General features: G+C 60.0%; 17 protein-coding genes and 3 pseudogenes. 4 read left to right on the forward strand and 16 right to left on the reverse strand.

The genetic code is table 11. The annotated features are described in order from the left end of the window. Positions 1 to 250: 250 nt before the first annotated feature. A complete protein-coding gene (locus tag LRP30_RS32520; protein ID WP_249757425.1) occupies positions 251 to 778 on the reverse strand; it encodes an amidohydrolase family protein in 528 nt (175 codons plus the stop codon). Positions 779 to 1,214: 436 nt separating this feature from the next. Here LRP30_RS32520 and LRP30_RS32525 point away from each other — a divergent pair. Next, positions 1,215 to 1,826: pseudogene (locus tag LRP30_RS32525) on the forward strand (IS630 family transposase); the annotation flags it as partial. Positions 1,827 to 1,925: 99 nt separating this feature from the next. After that, a complete protein-coding gene (locus LRP30_RS32530; RefSeq protein WP_249757426.1) occupies positions 1,926 to 2,321 on the forward strand; it encodes a transposase in 396 nt (131 codons plus the stop codon). On the opposite strand, the gene LRP30_RS32535 is transcribed toward LRP30_RS32530, so the two are convergent. From LRP30_RS32535 to LRP30_RS32585, 11 genes and pseudogenes are all read right to left on the reverse strand, one after another. Next, positions 2,231 to 2,599, reverse strand: coding sequence for a hypothetical protein (locus LRP30_RS32535; RefSeq protein ID WP_249761991.1), 369 nt, complete (start codon positions 2,597 to 2,599; stop codon positions 2,231 to 2,233). The two genes, LRP30_RS32530 and LRP30_RS32535, sit on opposite strands and share 91 nt — an antisense overlap. A 634-nt stretch (positions 2,600 to 3,233) precedes the next feature. Then, a complete protein-coding gene (locus LRP30_RS32540; protein ID WP_249757427.1) occupies positions 3,234 to 4,367 on the reverse strand; it encodes a Xaa-Pro peptidase family protein in 1,134 nt (377 codons plus the stop codon). 157 nt (positions 4,368 to 4,524) lie between these two features. Beyond that, positions 4,525 to 4,911, reverse strand: a pseudogene (locus tag LRP30_RS32545) (transposase); the annotation flags it as partial. 478 nt (positions 4,912 to 5,389) lie between these two features. Further along, on the reverse strand, positions 5,390 to 5,719 hold the full coding sequence (locus LRP30_RS32550; RefSeq protein WP_249757428.1) for a hypothetical protein: 330 nt from the start codon (positions 5,717 to 5,719) through the stop codon (positions 5,390 to 5,392). A gap of 21 nt (positions 5,720 to 5,740) precedes the next feature. Then, the gene (locus LRP30_RS32555; protein ID WP_249757429.1) at positions 5,741 to 5,902 is read right to left on the reverse strand and encodes a DDE-type integrase/transposase/recombinase; all 162 of its coding nucleotides are present in this window, start codon (positions 5,900 to 5,902) and stop codon (positions 5,741 to 5,743) included. A 162-nt stretch (positions 5,903 to 6,064) separates the two neighbouring features. Then, positions 6,065 to 6,334, reverse strand: coding sequence for a hypothetical protein (locus tag LRP30_RS32560; RefSeq protein WP_249757430.1), 270 nt, complete (start codon positions 6,332 to 6,334; stop codon positions 6,065 to 6,067). Further along, positions 6,300 to 6,710, reverse strand: a complete 411-nt coding sequence (locus LRP30_RS32565; RefSeq protein WP_249761884.1) for a transposase — start codon at positions 6,708 to 6,710, stop codon at positions 6,300 to 6,302. Before LRP30_RS32565 ends, LRP30_RS32560 begins: the two co-directional genes overlap by 35 nt. 59 nt (positions 6,711 to 6,769) lie before the next feature. Continuing rightward, complete coding sequence (locus LRP30_RS32570; protein ID WP_249757431.1) at positions 6,770 to 7,579, reverse strand: glucose 1-dehydrogenase; 810 nt, start codon at positions 7,577 to 7,579, stop codon at positions 6,770 to 6,772. Positions 7,580 to 7,903: 324 nt separating this feature from the next. After that, a complete protein-coding gene (locus tag LRP30_RS32575) occupies positions 7,904 to 8,782 on the reverse strand; it encodes an SDR family oxidoreductase (RefSeq protein WP_249757432.1) in 879 nt (292 codons plus the stop codon). 612 nt (positions 8,783 to 9,394) lie between these two features. Then, positions 9,395 to 11,122: a thiamine pyrophosphate-binding protein gene (locus LRP30_RS32580; RefSeq protein ID WP_249757433.1), complete on the reverse strand. Its 1,728-nt coding sequence runs from the start codon at positions 11,120 to 11,122 to the stop codon at positions 9,395 to 9,397. After that, positions 11,119 to 11,592, reverse strand: a complete 474-nt coding sequence (locus LRP30_RS32585) for a transketolase C-terminal domain-containing protein (RefSeq protein WP_249757434.1) — start codon at positions 11,590 to 11,592, stop codon at positions 11,119 to 11,121. The genes LRP30_RS32580 and LRP30_RS32585 overlap by 4 nt, the downstream gene beginning before the upstream one ends. A 20-nt stretch (positions 11,593 to 11,612) precedes the next feature. Between LRP30_RS32585 and LRP30_RS32590 the strand changes: the two are divergent. Beyond that, positions 11,613 to 11,989: pseudogene (locus tag LRP30_RS32590) on the forward strand (transposase); the annotation flags it as partial. A 192-nt stretch (positions 11,990 to 12,181) separates the two neighbouring features. Beyond that, entirely contained in the window at positions 12,182 to 12,643 is a 462-nt protein-coding gene (locus LRP30_RS32595) for a transposase (RefSeq protein ID WP_249757435.1), read from the forward strand. A 259-nt stretch (positions 12,644 to 12,902) separates the two neighbouring features. Here LRP30_RS32595 and LRP30_RS32600 read toward each other — a convergent pair whose 3' ends face one another. The 4 genes from LRP30_RS32600 to LRP30_RS32615 form a co-directional block, all read right to left on the reverse strand. Then, entirely contained in the window at positions 12,903 to 13,226 is a 324-nt protein-coding gene (locus tag LRP30_RS32600; protein ID WP_249757436.1) for a hypothetical protein, read from the reverse strand. 536 nt (positions 13,227 to 13,762) lie between these two features. Then, positions 13,763 to 14,287, reverse strand: a complete 525-nt coding sequence (locus LRP30_RS32605) for a hypothetical protein (RefSeq protein ID WP_249757437.1) — start codon at positions 14,285 to 14,287, stop codon at positions 13,763 to 13,765. Then, a complete protein-coding gene (locus LRP30_RS32610; RefSeq protein WP_249757438.1) occupies positions 14,284 to 15,552 on the reverse strand; it encodes an aconitase family protein in 1,269 nt (422 codons plus the stop codon). The genes LRP30_RS32605 and LRP30_RS32610 overlap by 4 nt, the downstream gene beginning before the upstream one ends. Positions 15,553 to 15,606: 54 nt before the next feature. Beyond that, positions 15,607 to 16,194 (reverse strand): PPC domain-containing DNA-binding protein, encoded by a 588-nt coding sequence (locus LRP30_RS32615; RefSeq protein ID WP_249757439.1) that lies wholly within the window; start codon positions 16,192 to 16,194, stop codon positions 15,607 to 15,609. Positions 16,195 to 16,542: the final 348 nt, after the last annotated feature.

Below are 16,542 nucleotides of genomic sequence, written 5' to 3' on the forward strand. Positions count from 1 at the left end.
GCAATTCTGGAGGTGCCACACTGAAATTAGAATTTACCGTCAAATAATGGTGGATGGCTGCAATATCATTCGGCGACAACTGCCTCAGGCGTCTACTAATAACGTGCCGACTAAGCAGGCTTGTTCACTCGTTTAAATCACACTTACGCTAGTGAGCCACGGGGCGCAGCTCGTTCTTCACAACCGCCCCCTTCTCCATCACAAATCCCACACGTTTCCAGCTCACTGATATCCTTAAGGGGATCTCCTGTCACTGCGATAATGTGCGCAACTTGCCAGGCTCGATCGTGCCGATCCGATTATGCCAGCCCAGCATTTCCGCCGCGTTGGCGGTCACGGCGCGTATGATGTCCAACGGCGGCATTCCCGAGTGATGCAGCGCGGTGAACATCGTGGCGGACGCCTCGCCGCGGGTCTTGCCGGGAAAGTACAAATACATGTCCGATCCCGCAGCAAACTTCACGCCCATAAGCACACGCTTCTCTGGCGACTCCACAATGGCGAGCAGCATGTCCGGTTCGGATTCCGCGTTCCACCGCCGGTTGAGCTCTGCCTCCGCAGGAATGACTTCGTCAATAACCGGGTGGGTGTGGCCATCTATCAGGCTTGGCAGGAGCGTGGATCCGCCTAAGTCTAATGCTTGAGCGTTCGAAGGAGCATGGATCTGCGCAGGTGATCCCACTTCAGTGATCTTACCATATTCGATCAGGATGGCCGCCGGAGAAAGGACTATTCCGGATCGCGGATCCAGAAAGTGGGTTGCCTTGAGGAGGATCACGCCCCGCTCCTCCCGAGCTGCCGCGGACGTTCAGTAGAGCGACGCAACGGACAAGGTAATAGCCAGCCACTTGAACATTAATGTACTCCCGACTGGAAATAGAGCTTACGAACTCAATATACTGACGCTGTGAAAAATTGAACCTCGAAATCTGCCTTCGATATCAGGAGCCGGACTCAGCCGTACGGTCGAACGCAGACGCGCGTCAATCGAGCCGCGGACAAGCTGCATGAGCCTCCCGATATCTGTCGCATACTCTAGACTGGCCATGCCAACGCACACGCTTTGATTGGATTATGACAACGCGGATAGGGGCCGACGCTTCGCGATGTCGCCAGGCCACTAGAGCGTGATCGTCTGAGTCTGAATCGATTGGGATTTCCAAATCAGGCGAGTTCTGATTCAAGATGCTGGCTGGGCTGGAGGCCAGGATCCGATGGGGCGAGCCAATTCTCTTGATCTGCGTGAACGGGTTGTTGCTGCTGTGGCGGCAGGCGAAGGCTGTCGGTCTGTGGCTACAACCTTCAAAGTCAGCGTTGCCATTGTGAAGTGGTCGCAGCGGTACCGCGCGACCGGAAGCGCCGCGGCCCGGCCGATGGGAGGCAATCGGCCCTACGTGCTGGCGTCCGAACGAGACCGGCTGCTCAAGCGGCTTACCGAGCAACCGGACATCACTTTGCGCGCGCTGTTTGCAGAGCTGGCAGAGCGCGGGATCAAGGTCAGCTATTACGCGGCGTGGCACTTCTTCGAGCACGAAGGCATCAGTCTCAAAAAAAGCCTGCACGCCAGCGAGCAGGATCGTCCCGACGTCGCCCGGCGGCGGGCGCAATGGAAGAAGTATCAAGGGCGGCTCGATCCCTCCAGCCTGGTCTTCATCGACGAGACATGGGCCAAGACCAACATGACGCGTTCCGATGGCCGAGCGCGTCGCGGCGAGCGGCTGGTCGCCAAGGCTCCCCATGGCCGATGGCGGACGCTGACCTTCCTGGCTGCGCTTCGACATGACGGCATCAGCGCCCCCTGTGTGATCGATGGGCCGATCAACGGCGAAAGCTTCCTAGATAGACGTAAGCGCTTAGCCGGAACCCTTGCTTCGGGATTTGTATAGCTGTGCGAAAGAAGCCTCCGGCTTGGACGGAGGTTTGGGATGGGATTGGACAGCAAAAAGGACGTCCATTTGGACGGCTCAACGACGGGGGCGGTGAGCCGGCTGGAGGTTCTTGAAGGACCATCGGGGCGTCGCGTACGTTCGGAAGCTGAGAGAGCTCGGATCGTCGCCGAGAGTCTGTTACCCGGTGCCCAGGTGTCCGAGGTGGCGCGCAAGTACGGAGCGACGCGCTGGCAGGTCTACGATTGGCGGCGGCGGTTTCGACAGCGAGGCATGTTGCCGCCGTGCGAGGCGTCGCAGCCGACATTCGCGCCGCTGGTCGTGGAAGGTGCGTTGGAGGAGCGTCAGATTCCGGCGATCAAGCTTGAGATCGCGATGGGTATGTCGTGCTGCGGACGGATATGGCCATTGATGCCGAGCAGCTGTCCCGAGTGATCCTCGCGCATCTCGCGGATTGGCAGCGCGTCGATGTCGCCCCGAACGGCAATCGAGCGCTTTGGGCCAGATGCAGTGCCTTCGATATCAACATACAGGCCGGTCTTGTGGAACACCTTGGCGCCATTGATGCCGAAGCGCTGCAACATCCCGCGAATTCGCTCTTGAGTTTTCCATTCCGCGTTCGAGAGCTCTGGCTCGCGATGCATGGCATGGCGCAACTCAATCACGGCCTCGCGCTCGGCATTCGACAGGAAACAGTTCGTGTCTGTGGTCATTTGATTTGAACCCTGATAAGCGCCGTTCGAGTAAACGCTATGCGACCAAAACTCTATCTCGCCAGAGATGAGAGAATCGCCCGAGTTCTGGTTCTGCGCGCATAGATTCAGCTTGTTCTACCAACTTGGCGCCGGACTTCATCCTGGAAGCCGACAGCCTGACGGGTCCCCTCCTCCGAGCGAATACTCAATGAGCCGCACTCTGGGCTCCCTCTCATCGGCTCTGATCGCACCCTAGCGCGCCTTTCAACGGTTTGATCCTATCATGAAGGCGAATTGCAAACAGACCTGCAGCGGCTGCATCGGGGGCGACAGCCGCCGCGCGTTCAGGGTTTGTGCAACATGCGGGCGCCCTTGCTGAATCCCCCTGAAACCGCCACTCGCCGCAGAACCGCCAGCGGGTTGAGCACTGCGATGGTGACCAGTGGTTCCAGACGATGGTGATCACGGATTCCAGTGATCGTGATCATGTTCGGAAGCGGACACGACTGACGATTGCATCTGTGCTGGAAGTGGCCTCCTGGTCAAGGTTGGCGATTGGTTTGGAGATCGTCCGGGCGGTCCATGGGAGACCCCGTGCGCGGCGCGGAGTGCCCTATCCGGTCAGTACTCCCCGCGCCGCGACGAATCTCTGTTAGTCCCAGAACAGCCTGCGCTCCATCTTCGTGAGCCGCTCGGGCCCTTTTTCCGTGACCAGCACCGTGTCGCTGAACCCGATGCCGTTCGCCATCATGAGCATGTGGAAGACCATCCCGGGCTCCAGCGCCCAAGTGGCGTCCGGCAGAAAATCCCTTCCTTGCTCGGTGATGTTCGGGCGGACGATCAGCCCGATGGAATATCCGCTCTTATTGGTATAGGTTTTCTTCAGGCCGGACTGGAGAGCAGGTCTGCGGAACGCGCCGTCGACATCGGCCGCGATCGCCCCCGGCTTCATCATCGCGATACCATCGTCTTGGATTCGGATCAGCGTTTCCGCCGTCCGCATCTGGTCTGCATTCGGGCGCCCAACAATCGCCGTGCGCATGACACGTGCCGTATATTGGTTTCGGATTGCGCTCGGCTCGAAATAGAGTTGGTCGCCTTTGACGAGCTTGCGGTCGGTGATTGTTCCGTGGAGTTCGTTACCGCGCTCCCCGGACAGGATCACTGCGGAATAGGGCGGTTCGCCTCCAGTGCTCACGATTTCGTGGAGCAGGATCGCGGCAAGCTCACGTTCCGTCCGGCCCGCGGCAACGCGTTCAACGCACTTGCGCACGCCTGATTCGACGATGGCGGCCGCTTCACGAATGCACTCTACTTCAAGAGGCGACTTGATGAATCGCAACTTTTGCACGATTTGCGGTTCCGCAACAAGCTTTGCGTGCGGCAGCTGGGCCCGGAGATATCCATACCTCTCCGGTGTCAGGAACCACGAGTGTTCGTCCACGCCCACTTTGCCACCCGTCAGCCCAAGCTTGTCGAGCGCCTTCCTCACCGCGAGTGCCGCGACCTCGATTGCATTGGATGTGTCCTGATAGGCGACCCATTCCTTGATCGGTGACTCTTTCTTGATCGCAGGGATTTCGACATCGCGAACAATCAGGACTGGGGCCCCTTTTTGCGGCACCGCTAGTGCGTGGTAGGAGTAAAAACCCGTGCCGATATTGAACCCGGTCAAATAGATGATGCTTTCGGGTTGATGTAGAAGAAGGACGGGAATATCAACCTTCTCCATCTCGCTTTGAGTGTTGGCCAAGCGCCTGTGATATTCGTCTGGAGGAAATGCCATCGTCTTGATCTCGTGAGCGGTTGAAAGACGGTAACATCTACCTTTACTATTAGGTTGAACACCTTCAAATTTGGCCGCCTTCTAGCCTGATTCCTGCAATTCGAGTCGGCTGCCAATGCCAGCGTGAGGTCGTGGTAGTAGTCGTCTTTGGTCGCCCTACCCGCAAGCTCTCGGCCAGCAACGGCTCCAGCTTGTCGCCGAGCCGCTTGCGCCAGTGGCTCAGGTCCGAGCGCTCGTGGCGGAACGCGTGCTGAAAGAACTCGCCGGTGAAGTACTGGAAATACGGGTCGTGGACCCAGCATTCGCATACTCCCTCATCGGACAGCCCGTAAATGTGCCTGAGCAGCAACAGCCCGATCATGAAGCGGGCCTCGATCCCTGGCCGCCCGTTGTCGCTATAGAGCGGCGCTATATCGCCGTCGATCCAGTCCCAATCGACCTTGCCGGCGAGCAGAACCAGTTCGTGCTTCATGTTTGATGATCTGGTCCAGCCTGGCCCGGAACAGATCGCCCGATCCGTTGTCCTGTGCTTCTTCGGTCGCATCGCCACCTCCGATGCGACGACGGAATCATGGTTGGCGATTCAACGGTATCCTGAAAATGAAATTGCAAGGTCCCGACGCCCGAAACATCAAAGCCCTGCAAACGCAAAACAGTCCACAACGACAAATGCGATTCTAGCTCAATCGCCTAGCCACTCTTCACAGACGATGATTTAGTTCGCGGATTAGACCGCGTCAGTCACGATCGGCCTCGTGCGTGTTTCTTCGCTCGACGCCACGCCTCTTCGTCTTCCGGCAAACCATCGCGCGCGTCCCATTGATCTGGGCAAACCAGCAGATCGGGGCCCCGTAGAGTCTCTCAGATGAATGAAGACGCAAGATTGGGACCTGGTGAATCGTTGTCGTGCACTCGTGGACATCACTCCACATCCGCCTGTCGCCACTGAAATGGACTCGTGGAGCGGGACCATTTGAGTCGGTTTGTTAGTTGGAAATCCGACCGCTCCTATTTCGTTTCTATCACGCCGCCAACGACGTTGTCTGCTGTTGCTGTGGCATGTGGTCAACGCGGTAGCGTTGCACAGCGGCTGCGGTTGCTTCGCGCCAGACCGCCATCGGCACGATAGTGCCGGCCTTGGCCTCGTGCCCGTCGACGTAACCCTTGAGGTAGAGATGCTCATGCTCGAGGGTGCGCCACAGCCGTTCGATGAACACCTTGTCCATCCAGCGGCCGCGGCCATCCATGGAGATCTTGATCCCGGGCGCCGCGAGCGCGCCGGTGAAGGCGGCTCTCGTGAATTGTGAGCCTTGGTAGGTGTTGAAAATCTCCGGTCGGCCGTGCCGCGCCAAGCCGTTGTCGAGCGCTGCGTGTCAGAAGGAGGTGTCCATCGTATCGAACAGACGGCAGCCCAGCACGGCGCGGCTCGCCCAATCGACGATCGCGACGAGATTGGGGAAAGCGCGGCCAATGGGCAAATAGGTGACGTCGGCCGCCCACACCTGGTTCGGGCGGTCGATCGTCGTGTTGCGCAACAGAAGGATGGATCTTATGACCCGGCGCCGGCTTGCTCGTGTTCGGCTTCGGACCCAGCGCCGCGCTGCCCATCTGGCGCATCAACCGCTTCACCGCTTGCGGTTGATCGTCTCGCTCTTGGCCTTCAGCGTCGCCGTGATCCGCCGCGAGTCGAGAGATGGCTACGCGGTGAATAACTCCTCGATCCGCCACATCACCGCCAGATCGTAGTCGTTGTCCGGCTTTTGCAGGTGATATACGCCGGAGCGGCGCCAGGCCCTTGTCGGCGCGATTAGCATTCCGCGACGATCCGAAACGCTAATCTTCTGGACTCTTCTGCGAAAAAACCACTCCGCCGTCAATTGCCCGAACTTGGCGTGGAGGTCCTCGACCGTTTTCTCCGCCGCCATTTCCGCGTCAACGCCAACATTGGCGTCGAAGGCGCGCTGCATGCTCGAGAAGCTGCTTCTTCCAGGCGTAGATCTGATTCGGGTGAACCTCGTAATGCTGGGCCAAATCGGCCACCGTCGGTTGCTCTCGCACCGCCTCCAAGGCCATCTTGACCTTCAGCGCTACATCAAACGGAGCGGTCGCCTTCCACCTCAACCGATGGTCCAAACACGGGCTCCATTTCAGCACGGTCAGATTGGGCCATCCGGGTTCCGCGAGACGCTTCCGCCTCTCGCGCGAAATCTTTCGTGCCTGATCCATCTCGCGAATCTTTTCCGGCAGTTCGCAGTTGAAGAACTCGCGCACGTTGTCACGCAGCGCTTCGTAATCCGTAATCTGCTCGAAGTTTGTTTTGGCACTCTCGGAGCCCCCGCACACGGCCAATGCTTTTTCAACCGCATCGATAGCGCGGCGGAATTATCGGGTGCGCAGTAGAGTCAGCCGGTCTGGCGGCTGAACGGACCGGCAGTGCGCCCTCCATCGATCGCGAGTTCCGCGCCAGTGAGGTAGCTCGAAGCATCCGAAGCAAGGAAGAGCTCGCCGGCGGCCACTTCCTCGGGAAGGCCCGGGCGCCCAAGTGGAACCACACGACGCGAATAGGCCTCAACGCTCGCCCTCGCTTCAGCCTGACCTTCGGGTGTAGTCACGAAGAGCTGCTCCAGCATCGGCGTGGCGGTGTTGCCGGGGTGCACGGAGTTCACGCGCACGCCGTCGTTGGCATGCGCACACTTGAGCGCCACAGCTTTTGCGAACAGGCGAACGCCGCCCTTGCTCGCGCAATAACCGGACATGTTCGCAGTGCCATACAGGCCCGAGGTCGAGGAGATCAGCACGATCGAGCCGCCTCCGCCCCCTCTCATGAGGGGAAGCGAATGCTTCACCGCCAGGAACACGCCGTCGAGATTGACCGAGTTCTGTAGGCGCCAATCCGCCAGCGTCAGATCTACGACCGGCGCGACCTTCGCGATGCCGGCGCTCGCCACGAGCGTGTCTAGCCGGCCGTACCGGCTGCCGATCTCCCTGATGACCTGCTCCCACCGCGACTCGTCTGTCACGTCCTGCTGCATGAAGATCGCGTGGCTCTTGCGGCGCGTGATGGCCGCGACCACCTCCCTGCCCTTTCCCTCCTCGCGGTCCGCGACGATCACCGAGGCGCCTTCCTGCGCGAGCAATTCCGCGATCGCGCGGCCGATGCCCGATGCGGCGCCCGTGACGAGCGCGACTTTTCCTGCTACTTGCCCTGGCATTCTCGATCTCCTTCGTTTCATCGCCGCGCCGTGGCTATCCGAACGCGAGCATTACGGTTCTGCCGGCAGGTCCAGTTGCGCCCAATGCTGAACGCACCATCGATGATTAAGTGAAGCTCGTCACTCGCGAAATATAAGGCTGTATAAGCGTCAAGGTGAGCCTCATGAGCCGCTTTTCAGCGATGTCGAACCACCATGCCCTTCGGGTCCGATGGTCAAAAGTGGGGCCTTCGCGCCGGATGAGAACGCTCGGCGCGGACAATAAAAGTGGCCCGCTCTGTTCCATAATCATCCGCCGCCACTTTGGTCATGCGTTCGACTGGTTCATTTGGAAGCAGAGCGTCGGCTAAGGTCGCGGGCATAGATAGGGTTGTGGTATGCGGCGGTAGACCGCTTGCTGCGTTCCGGCGGCGCATGAAGGCGGTGAGGATGCGAGGCTTCGATCGCGTTGTTGCGCTCCTTGAACATCCATCCGAATTCGGGATGGGTCAGGATGTAAAGATCGTTGTTTCGCATACCCTCAAGCACCAGCCGCCCCGCCTCCATCGGCTCCATGTAGAGGACTTCGCGAGGTGTGATCACAGGCGTGCCTGGCGCATCTGTCGAGATGGAACTGCGAACTTCAAGTTGTGACCACACGTTGCCGGGGCAATAGATCGACACGCCCACTTCGGTGTCTATCAGCTCTGCACCAAGCGCTTCCATGAGCCCGACGACGCCGAACTTTGTGGCTGAATAGCCCGTCCGATTGCGAGCGGCCGCGAGACCCAGGACAGACGACGTGGCAATGATGTGGCCACCCTCGCCATGCTCGCGAATCAGAGGAAGAAAGGCAAGTATGCCATTGAAGACGCCGGTCAAGTTTATCCTGACCTGCCAATCCCAATCGTCTTGCGTCGTTTCTTGGAGAGGCTTGACTACGCACACGCCCGCGTTATTGACCAGAACGTGGACTTTTCCGAAACGCCTAACCGTTTCTGCTGCCGCCATCTCAACGCTCGCAGAGTCACCTACTTCAAGCGGAACGGGATGGACGCGGCTTCCGAAACGACGGAGGCTTTTCATTGCGTCGTCCAGATGCGCGGACGATCGATATCCGAAAGCGATGTTCATGCCCGCGTCTGCAAAGGCCTCGACAATGCCTAGGCCGACGCCGCTCGACCCGCCAGTCACGAACGCGACCTTGCCCTCGACTTCCTTCATGTCAGCATTCCCTTTCCCATCTAGAATCCTCGACGGCCGGAGAACAATTCTCAGCTCCCACAACCTCCCAGCTCATCCGCGCCGGCTAGCTCCTTGCTCCAGCATCGCCCGTCCGGGCTCCCACTCGATCTACGGCGATACGTGATCGCCGGGAGCGATGACTTCGGCGATGCGCCGCCTGCCTTTGTCAGTGATCTCCTCCTTCAGCGGGGACAGCGCTTTCCGAACCGATGATGGCGCTGGTGATTTGCGGCGCCTGCGTCACCCATGCGAGAGGGAAATCCGCCGCAATCTTTCGCCCTAGCCAGTACGGTGGCGCGCTCGACCACGGGATAGACGCCATCGCACGGCCACCCGACAAACCGAATACCGCAGCAGTCGTGAAGCTGTTCTCCCGACTCATCAGAGGCGATCGCGATCGCCGCATACACCGGCTTTCACTGAGCGAATTAGTTCAGGAGGCCGATGAAATAGAGAATAACCTGCTAGGGTTGCGGCGGCTACAGTAGGTCGGCGCAGGCTCCGCGCGCATGTGAGGTGTCCAGAATCCGCGCCTGTCGCGCTTGCCCAGCAGTTTCTTGTCCATCTCATCGCAGTCTCCTGACTTCCCCATCACGCGACGCGATCGCCCTTCTTCACCTGGACAGCCCGGTTGTCCACCCCCGGCAACATCTTCGCCGGGTCGCGGGTGACGACGACATCGATCACTGTTGGACCCCGCAGAGTTTTCGCGCGCTCAAAGGCGGCCGAAAGATCGTCCGGTTGCGTGACGCGAATCCCGTTGCACCCCTGTGCCTTCGCGGCTTCCGCGTAGTTCGTCTCCGCCAGATCCGACGCCTGATACGCGCCCGGGCCGTACACGAGGTGCTGCAATGCCTTCACGTAACCTGAAGCCGCGTTGTTCACGATCACGATCGCGAAATCCAGATCGAGTCGCCGCGCCGTTTCAAGTTCGCCGAGCATCATGTTGAAGCCGCCGTCGCCCGTGAGCGCGAACACAGTCTTGCCCGGCGCGGCCATTGCCACGCCGATCGCACCTGGCAGGCCATAGCCGATCGATGCGAAGCCGCGATCGGGCACGAAGCCCCTTCCCGGTTGCTTCGTGTCGAACAGGCCGCCGCTCCAGTGCGCAGCGAAGCCGCCATCCACCACGAGATAGCCGTCTGCGGGGAGTGCGCGATGGATCTCCGTCATGAGCCGCGCCATGCTCACGGGGACCTCGTCGGAATGCAGGCGGCTCGACACCTCCGCTCGCCACCGCTCCATTCGCGCGGGGATTTCCGATGCATAGGCCACCAGCCGGCTATTGATCGACGCTGCCTGCGCGGCGAGCGCGGAACTCAAGTCTTCGATGCCCAGCCGGGCATCGCCCCACAGCGGCAAGGCCGGTTCCATCGTGCGGCCGAACTCCTCCGGGAGGATGCCGAGGTGCACGATGCGCTTGCCGCGGGCAGGAACCGTGAACCGCTTGGTCGCGATCTCACCCAGCTTGCAACCTAAGACAAGCAGCAGGTCCGACTCGTCGATGAGCTTGTTGGCGATGCGGTCGTAGCGACCGAAGAGGCCCGCGTTCAGCGGGCTGCTGCACGCTATGGCACCCTTACCCGTCATGGTGTGGGCCACGGGAATGTTGAGGGTCTGCGCGAACCTCGACAGGGCTTCAGCCGCGCCGCTGATGTGAACGCCGCCGCCGGCGAGGATCATGGGCCGCTCGGCCAATGCGATCCATTCCGCCGCCTTTTGCACGTCGCCTGCATCGGGTCTGCAGCGCAGCGCCCCGACACGCGCCTCCGTGGGGCTCACTACAAACACGGCCTCGTCAAAATCGAACGTGCCATGACACACGTCTTCCGGCACATCGACGACCACAGGCCCGGGCCGGCCGCGCGTCGCGATCGCGAATGCGCGTCGCAGCAGCTCTGGGATGCGATGCACCGCCTCGACGCGAATCAGCTCCTTGCACGCCGGGCGCAGGATCTCGATCTGCCGGCTCTCCTGGGTCATGTTCTTCCAGGAGTGATCGCGGTTGCTGTCGCCGATGATGGCCACCACCGGCGTCCCGGCGTTGAGCGCCTCTACGAGGCCCGTCACGAGGTTGGCCGCGCCTGGGCCCAGCGTCGCATCGACGAGGCCGACCTTGCCCGTCACCTTGGCATACGCATCCGCCGCGAAGATGCCGGCACGCTCGTCATTGATCAGGTAGTGCGGCAGGCCGAGGCGCCGCCCGCCGTCATAGAACGGCAGCAGTTGAAAGCCGCCCATCCCGAAGATGGGCCCGCTGTCGAATGCCTGCAGCATGCGGGCGATGGCTTCACCGCCGGTGATATTGGTAATGCTCATGCTGGTGTCTTCACGGAGCGCCGCAACAGTTCGACATCCATGACGCCGCGGACCGCGTCCGTGATGTCCTCGCGCTTGGGTAGCGCCGCATCTTCGAGGCCAGGGCTGTAAGGAATTGGAACGGTCGCACCGCAGACGCGCTGCACCGGCGCCTTGAGGGAAGCAAAGGTGTCGGGATCTTCGACCGCCAGCGCAGCGATTTCCGAAGCGGCCGAGCACGTCGGTGGCGCTTCATCCACAACCACGAGTCGGCCCGTCTTGCGTACGGACGCACGGATCGTCTTCACATCCAGGGGAATGAGTGTGCGTGGGTCGATCACTTCCACCGAGATTCCTTCGTCGGCCAGCTCCTGCGCGACAGCCAGACTCTCCCTGACGTAGTATCCGAGCGCGACGACCGTCACGTCGCTGCCGCACCGTTTCACGTCGGCAATCCCGAGCGGCACGAGATGATTGCCCTCGGGAACCATGCCGTTCACCTCGGAGAGGCGGCCGCATTCATGGCTATGCACCGGGCCCGGCGCCGTCTATCGCTTGAGGCTGCTCGAAGGCTACCGAGGCATCATCCATTGCGGTGACTATGAGGCTTACTAGACCATGACACGAGAGACGCGTGCGGATGCCCTGTCCGGTACGCGCGCCTTCTCCTGGTCGCCTCTACGGCTTCAGTTTGTGAAGATCGACCGCGAAGCTTCGCCGGCGGCGGCTCCGGTTGCCTGGGAGGCCCTCGCGCGCATCGCCCAGCTGTGATATGGGGGTCGAGAAGGCCCTCCGCGGCCGATCTGATGCCGAGCGCCGCGCCGGCCGACAAGCGCATTCCCGGCGTCTGGCTGCAGCCTTAAGCAGTGGTTCGAGGCAACGCTAGATGCCCGCGGCATGACGGTGCGCGAGATTCAGGGCAACCTTGCCGCGCTCTACGAGCCCGAGGTCTCGCCCGGTCTCATCAGCTGAATCAGCGATGCCTTCCTCGATGAGGTCGGGAGTGGCAAAACCGCCGCTTGGAGCGGTCCGCTGGCTTTCTTTGACGCGCTGCGCGTCGAAATCCGCGATGATGGTCTGGTGAAGAAGAAGAGGGCCGTCTACGTCGCCCTCGCGCTCAATGAGAACGGCGAGAAGGGTGTGTTCGGACGCTGGATCGAGCAGACCGAAGGGGCCAAATTCTGGCTCAAGGTCGTGAACAAGCTCAGAGGTGCGCGGGATTGCCGTGGTCTACGGCATCAAGGGCTTTCCAAAGGCAAACACGTCAGTTTTCCCGCAGAGCATGTGCCGACCCGCATCATGCACCTGATCAGGAACAGCTTGACCTTCGTATCCTGTAAGGACCGCAAGACGATCCTGCCCGCGATCAAATCTACCGGGCCAAGAACGCCGATGTTGCGCTATCCTCAAGGAGTTCGAGATCGAGTGGGGCAAGCGCTATCCGTCGATCGGAGCAGCCTGGCGGCGGGCCTGGGATTACGTCGTGCCATTCTTCGCCTTCGCGCCAGGCATTCGCAAGATGAATTACCAGCCTGCAAATGAAGCCGCTTTGACACGCAAGCGCTTGATATCGGGTTTTCGCAAATAAGTCGAAATGAATCTTGCTGCGACTCATCTTGCATTCCCTATGGCTGTATAAAGTGCATCGAACAGAGCGCTGACATCGTCCAGACGCTCTAAGTCGTTAACGAGGGAGACGATACGATCAGCATCGTCAGCGACGACCCAACTGCGGAATTTCGCTTCGATCTGGCAATCCTAAATACGGCCTTTGGGGTGATGGGAGTCATCCCAGAACCAGTCAATCTCCTCGCGGAACGTGCCCTTGCCCGTGGTGACATTGACGCCAGCATTTAGGACATGCGTGAAGTCGGGCATCGTCGAACACATCTGGATAAAACCATTTGGTCTTGCTCTCCGTGAACCGGACGCGCTCGCGCAACGCTTGCACCGCCGGGGTTTGCGCGAACTCCCCGTTCAGCCATTCCTGTGGCGGAACCTTCATCAGCATCATCGCCACGCTGTGGGCAAGGCTGAGCGTCAGGCTGACGAGTTCCGCGGCTGTTTGTTCAAGAAGCCGCCTCTCTTCTTCTGGGCCCGCCGTCTCATAAAATGTGGGAACCAACTTCGAGCACCACCTCAGATACGTCGTCAGCGGCAATGCAGTGCTTGGCCATCAGCATCTCCAGCGCCTTCAGCGGGGAGTGAAACCAGAAGCAGCGGGACAGCGTTTGTATCCGATGCTACGCAGGTGCCATCCGCGTCCTTGATGCCGAGGCGATGCCCATCAACTCTGGTTGAGAGGCGCGCAGTGATAGTGTCGAAGCGGGGGTCTTCCGCCAGCTGCGGAAACCGAGATGTTCATAAAGTTTCTTCCAGAATCCCGGCGTGGTGGTTTGCAGATAGAGGTGGCCCTCTACCTCGGATAGATCTCCGAGTAGTTCGCCGCTACCAATATTCGACATCGCGAGGCTCTCTCTTGGACTCAGATGAACTGGCGGACCTGCAACGTGATAGCCGACCGCGCAACAGCGATGCTTTCACGTGCCGTCCTTCGCCCGTCCGAAGGCGGTGAACCCGCGCCGACAGGATCGCGAAAGTGACCATAGAGGCCGAGTTAATAGTCCACGGTCGAACCGAGCATGAGTTGGGGCTGCCCGGCTAGCTTCTGCTTCGTGTGGCAAGCTTCTCTAGGGTGTAGGGCTTTAAACCTCCAGCCACCAAAATCGACAGGAAGACTTCCGGAGCGGGACCCGCGCTAATCGCCAGCCCTTTGTTCACGACGCTCCCCTTTCCCGTCCTAAGGTCCAGCTCCAGAAGATCCCCCGACTCCACTCTCGATGGAATGTCCCTGTATGCGATGGCTGGAATCCCCCGGTCGATGCACTCGCGCTGGAACTGCGGGTGAAAACTCTCGGCCACAAAGCCCGCGAACCCCAGCTCGCGGAACGCATTGATGTAGTAGAAGTGATGTTTGCCTTGTCCGAAGCCTTGTCCCGCCACGAGCACATCGCCACGCTCGACCTGCTGGACCCGACGCGGATCGACCTCTTCAAGAAAATGCTTGGCAAGTTCTGCTGGTTGTTCGGCGATACCTACGAGCTCGTACTTCGCGGGGAAGAAGTAATAGACGCTGGCGTGATCGCCGAATTTCCAGACCTTGCCTTTGAGCCTCAAGGTGTTCATCGGAAATATCCCCTCGGGTCAGTGATCTCTCCCGTCAGCGCCGATGCGGCCACTACTGCTGCATTCGCGGCATAGATGTTCGCTTTGGCGCTTCCCATCCGCCCGGAATAGTTCTCGACGGAAGCCGTGATGCACGTCTCTCCATCGGCTAGCCGCAGAGGCGACATATTCCCGGCATCGCAGGCTCCACACCCCGGTGACGTCACGGTCGCGCCGGCGCGCACGAGTGTTTGCAGCACGCCGTTCTCGGCGGCCTCCCGCAAAACGTTCGACGAGATCGGTGTCACGACAAGCCGTACGCCAGGCGAAATCTTGCGGCCGTCCAGGACCTCCGCCGCGAGCTTGAGATCTTCCATCCTTCCACCTGAGCACGACCCTATGTACGCCGCCTGGACGGCCACCCCCCTCACCTCACCGAGCGGCTGGATCTTGGTGATGTCGCCAGGCCCGGAGAGCAATGGTTCGAACGTCGACAAATCGTACTCGCAGGTGGTGACGTACTTGGCATCCCGGTCCGCGGTCACCGTCACGAATGGTTCCCTTGCTCTGGGCTTAAGGTAGTCGAGAAGCTTCTGGTCAGGCTCGAACACCGAGGTCAGGGCGCCGATGTGGTTCGAGCCGTTCGCAACGCCCATGCGCACGTCAATGGGTAGTGACTGCAAGCCCAGCCCACCGAACTCGAGCACACGACTATCAGCCAGGCCCTGCAGGTCTTGAAGCAAGCGGAAGTAGATGTCCTTTCCGAGAATCCCTTTGGGTATCTCTCCCGTCAGATTGATCCGGACGGATTCCGGCACGACCATCCACATCTCACCTGTCGCCAATGCCGGCCACGTCGAGAAGATTCCTGCCATGGCGAAGCAGTTCAGCGCACCCATCGTTGCGCCTTGTGTATCCCCAGCCAGATAGAACGTGCCCGGCAGAACCCATCCCTCCTCGGCCGGTACCTGGTGGGACAGGCCATGCCTACCGACGTCGTAGACGTTCTCGCTGGGTACACCTAGCTTGTGTGCAAACTCCCTCGATTGCTCCACATCGCCCCACCATTTCAAGACCGCCCCCGTCGATCGAGGGGTGAAATGGTCGAACGAGAAGACTACCCGCTCTGGATCCCATGCCTTGAGATTGTTCTCGATCAGCCAATCGTCACGGAATCCGTCGCTGATCGAGATGACATCAATCTTTGCCGTCACCACATCGCCGACCGAGACCGCGTCTTTTCCGGAAGCTCTTGCGAGAAGCTTCTCAGTCATCGTCATGGACATGCCTTAGGAGCCTCCCCCGGTGGCGGTGCGTGCTTCCTGACTGTGGCGCACATACTATGCTGGGACGATGTCGTGGTAGTAGGCGTTTTCCTCGACGGTTGCCCTCAAGATGACTCCCGAAACTTTTGCGATCGCGACCGAGAAGTGCGAGGGAAGATCGTTCCGCCCGTTGTAGACTATTTCGTCAATCGGTGAGCCCTCCATAAGGTGCCCGCAAACCGTCTGCGAGGAGCTCGACACGGTGATATGAACGTGGAAGTAGGGATCCCCGTGTCCCACGAAGCCTCCCGCACCGAAGCCTGTGGCGCCGCCCCGTAAGTGCACCGGCTCCGGTTTCAGCGCCTTGTCGGGCACCCACCCCATCCCGATGATGCCGTGCGCGCTTACCTCAAGCGGCCCGTGGATGTCGACGTAGTCAATGCCCCGCGCGCCTTTTACCGGCTCATGCGGATATCGCATCACCTTGACCCTTTGCATCGAGCCAGTCGCATCCAGAAGGATTCCGGTCTTGACATCCTTCTGTTCGCAGATGTCCCAGAGGGCTCGAAGAAGGTCCTCACCCGGCTCAAGTCGCGCGTAGATGATCTCATCGATCTTCCCGCTGTACATTTTTCGACTTTTCTTCCAGTCCTTTGGAAGCATTTGATTTATCTCCTGTCATCAAGGAAAGAGGCGTGAAGTCCGCAGTCCGTTAAGGCCGCCGAATGTGAAGCTCTGCGAAAAATCATACGGGCTTCGTTAGCAGAATTTCGGTAATGTAACCCATCGCAAGGACGAAATGCTTCGCGTAAACCCGGCAATGCGAGACTTTTATGCGATTAATCGTCGCCTCGATCACCCCTAGCACTACAGTTGCGTTCGGGTGGTTCTGGCCTTCTGTTGCACGACGCACATATCCCAAAACGGCTTCACGCAGTTAAGGGAGAATCGGGAACAACAAACCTACCAAGGCTGGGAGCCTCTATTCCTGGGCAAGGCGCCGCGTGTCAG

Source organism: Bradyrhizobium sp. C-145 (assembly GCF_023375135.1).
GTDB lineage: Bacteria > Pseudomonadota > Alphaproteobacteria > Rhizobiales > Xanthobacteraceae > Bradyrhizobium > Bradyrhizobium zhanjiangense.